We start from the raw sequence: 484 nt of genomic DNA, 5'->3' as shown, positions 1-484 counted from the left end.
GGGCCTTGCCGTCGCTGCCGCCGAGCGTGATCGTGCGGCCGAGTGCGTCGTAGCGCCGCGCGAGCACCTTGCCCGCCTCCCGCGCCTCGCGCCCGAACACCGGGTCGCTGTCGAGCGCGACCGACAGGACATAGGCATCGATCACCCCCTTGCGCTGGGGGAGCAGGGTGGCGAGCGCGCGGTTCAGCCGACGGTGTTCGGCGAGGGCATAGCTGGCGGGCCGATCCCGCTCGATCTGGGTGCCGCCATCCGCCTGCTGCACCACTTCCTCCGGCGTCGAGCGCGCGATCCCTGGCGGGGGCGGGCGGTATGCTGGGGCGGCGTGTAGGGCTGCTGCTGCGCCGACGCGGCTGGAAGCGCGAGCAGCGCCAGCGTAAATGGCAGGATCGAACGCATCAAATCACCCCCTGAGGCCGAAGGTGCGTGGCGCGCGCGTTCAGGTCAAGCGTCGGTGGAGCGTTGCTGCCGGTACCGGATTTTGGTA

The 484-nt window shown here is 71.1% G+C and carries 1 pseudogene; it reads right to left on the bottom strand.

The features are described 5' to 3' along the window. A pseudogene (locus tag AX681_RS07355) lies at positions 1-262 on the bottom strand (C13 family peptidase); the annotation flags it as partial. Positions 263-484: the final 222 nt, after the last annotated feature.

The organism is Sphingomonas sp. CCH9-E2 (assembly GCF_001557215.1).
Lineage (GTDB): Bacteria > Pseudomonadota > Alphaproteobacteria > Sphingomonadales > Sphingomonadaceae > Sphingomonas.
The sequence above is the reverse complement of the archived record's forward strand: the minus strand, read 5'-3'. Positions and strand labels throughout refer to the sequence as shown.